Genomic DNA, 2,795 nt, shown 5'->3' on the forward strand with positions numbered 1-2,795 from the left:
TTCGTAAATGTAAGTTGTTTCTGTCGGTGTGTAGTTCCGGAGCATGCGCACATCTGGCAGGTTACGGAAGCTAGTCGCTAAGCCCACAAGTCCACCAGCTACAATCGAGCTAGCTAACATGGTAACCCCGAGGATAGTCCCTCCAGTTACTTGAGCCACCCCTTGCACAAACTGCAATACTTGTGAAGGCTTTTTTTTCCGATTTTTCCGATCTTGTGGTTGTGGAATAGTGCTAGATGACACGGTGATTTCATTTCCTTACTAAAGAACAGACATGTAAGCTAGGGGCTGTGCTTGGGGTGTTTTTTTTACTTTCTCTAAGTACCTTTCTATAAGACAATTCCAGAGATTGGTGGGCAGAGCAGGATTACTTACAAGTCTTGAGCATCGAATTTATTAATAATGCCAGGACGTTATGGATAAGTGTCAAGCCCTATAGGTAAGCTTCAACGTAAGCTTCAACTACTGTAGCGATAATAATTTTTGAATTAGGGTTAATTCCAGCCAATTCATCAAAAATATTGGGTCTGAAACCCCGTCCTTGGTTCGACGGCTTTACAAGTGTCCACTGAATATTGCACCTGTTTGATACTTTCGCTAAAATAAGTGCAAATCAGTGAAATGTAACTATGTACTTGACCCAAAAGAATCAAATACGTGGTTTGAGCAAGAAGCAGTATCTTGCCCTCCAAACACTGTGCAGACTGAGTAAGAATCTCTACAATGTAGGACTTTACTCGGTTAGGCAATTCTTCTTTACTGAGCGCGGTTACCTCAAATATGAGAGTAACTACCATCGGGTTAAGAGCAACGAGAATTATCGTTTGCTCAATACCGATATCGCCCAGCAAACATTGAAAGTGGTAGACCGCTCCTTTAAATCTTTCTTCAAGTTGATTGAGACAGCTAAATCTCGAAACTACCAATTCAACAAAATATCCATTCCTCAATATTTGCCTAAAGATGGATACTTTCCTTTGATTATGCCAAGGGTAAAAATCAAGGATGGTGTCTTCAGGGTTCCCATGTCCAGAGAATTCAAGGCGGAACATGGAGAAATCTGGATACCATTCCCTCGACGACTCGAAGGCAAGAGACTTAAGGAGATTCGCATCCATCCCAGGCATAATGCTCGATGGTTTCAGGTGGAATTTATCACCGAACAACCAATTGAGCCTCAATCGGTTGATCCTAACCAGGCTATGTCCATTGATTTGGGGCTGAATAATCTGGCTACTTGTACTATGACCACCGGGGCATCCTTGATCGTGGATGGCAAAAAACTTAAATCGATTAACCAGTGGTACAACAAGCTTAATGGCAAGCTTCAATCTATCAAAGACCAGCAAGGCATCAAAGCTTTGACTAACCGCCAATCTAAGCTCCTCAGAGTACGCAATAACCAGGTTAGAGATTACTTGAATAAAGCAGCCAGGCTGATTATTAATCAATGCATCACCCAGAAAATTGGGACTTTGATTGTAGGGGTTAACCCAGGCTGGAAACAAGAAATTAGTCTTGGGAAACGGAACAACCAAAGCTTTGTCCAAATTCCCCATTACAACTTGAGGCAAAAACTGCAAGGGTTGTGTCAACGGTATGGGATTGAATATCGAGAACAAGAGGAGTCTTACACCAGTAAAGCTAGTTCTCTTGACGATGACGAAATCCCTACTTACAACGCCGACAACCCCGTTAAATACACCTTTAGTGGTAAACGGGTTCAACGTGGCCTGTATCGTTCTGGGGGTGGACATCTAGTTAACGCTGACTGTAATGGTGCATGGAATATTGGGAAAAAAAGTAAGCACAATGGTTTTACCGGAGTGTCTAGAGGTTGCTTGGCACAACCAACAAGAATCTATCTCTTGTGAATCCCCGCTCCTTTCGGGCTTTGCCCGACGCGAAGCGTGGCCTACGGCCGACCCTACGCGAACAGGACGGGGAGATGTCAATTCCCGTCTTGATGCAATCCCTGTGGCAGATGCATCCACCGATTGAACCCTTGAGAGCCTAAAGCATGGGGGATTTAATCCCTATCTTACAAGAGTGGGCAAAAGCCGCATCTCGTAACGGTTGTCAACGGCCTTTTGTATAATAGTTAGCAGCATTTTGACATGGTTTTGGCAACTGTCGCTCTAGCTGCGGATCCTTAGAATAAATTTAAACCATCTGTACTAAGATAGTGAATTCCCAACCATAGTCCCAACCGATGTCAAATTTTGAAATCCCCCTTTCTAACGAGCTAGCTTGGCTAGACAGAGGTACCAGTGAAATTTTTCCCCTACAACCGGATTCTCAGGACCCGAGTGAAAATCTAGCTATTCGGCTCAAGCAAGCTGAGCGTCCCTTACGGGTCAAGTTAGGTATAGACCCAACCGGTGCGGATCTCCATGTAGGTCATAGTATCCCAGTCAGAAAGCTACGGGCATTCCAAGATGCTGGTCATACCGCTGTCTTAATTATTGGTGACTTTACCGCTAGAATCGGTGACCCTACTGGGAAGTCTGAGGTGCGTCGCCAGTTGACACCAGCTCAGGTCAAGCAAAATGCTGAAACTTATCTGTCACAGGTGCGCCCTATTCTAGATTTTGACACCCCAGGACGGCTAGAAATTCGCTATAACTCTGAGTGGCTTAACCAGTTGGATTTGTCTGAGATTATTGAGTTGTTAGCCACTATGACCGTAGGGCAAATGCTGGCTAAGGAAGGGTTTGCTGAACGCTATCAACAACAAAATCCTATTTTCCTCCATGAGTTTCTCTACCCATTGATGCAGGGCTATGATTCTGTGG

3 protein-coding genes and 1 pseudogene are annotated in these 2,795 nt (G+C 44.4%); 3 read left to right on the forward strand and 1 reads right to left on the reverse strand.

Annotated features, from left to right (window positions below; genetic code table 11):
- Positions 1 to 243, reverse strand: a pseudogene (locus F6K49_RS39575) (penicillin-binding protein); the annotation flags it as partial.
- A 386-nt stretch (positions 244 to 629) separates the two neighbouring features.
- Between F6K49_RS39575 and F6K49_RS39580 the strand changes: the two are divergent.
- The 3 genes from F6K49_RS39580 to tyrS form a co-directional block, all read left to right on the forward strand.
- Complete coding sequence (locus F6K49_RS39580; protein WP_293106111.1) at positions 630 to 1,874, forward strand: transposase; 1,245 nt, start codon at positions 630 to 632, stop codon at positions 1,872 to 1,874.
- The gene (locus F6K49_RS39585) at positions 1,871 to 2,017 is read left to right on the forward strand and encodes a hypothetical protein (RefSeq protein ID WP_293106117.1); all 147 of its coding nucleotides are present in this window, start codon (positions 1,871 to 1,873) and stop codon (positions 2,015 to 2,017) included. The genes F6K49_RS39580 and F6K49_RS39585 overlap by 4 nt, the downstream gene beginning before the upstream one ends.
- Before the next feature lie 195 nt (positions 2,018 to 2,212).
- The coding region (gene tyrS / locus F6K49_RS39590; RefSeq protein ID WP_293106120.1) for a tyrosine--tRNA ligase at positions 2,213 to 2,795 on the forward strand (583 nt) is incomplete at its 3' end.

This window comes from Moorena sp. SIO3I6, from assembly GCF_010672095.1.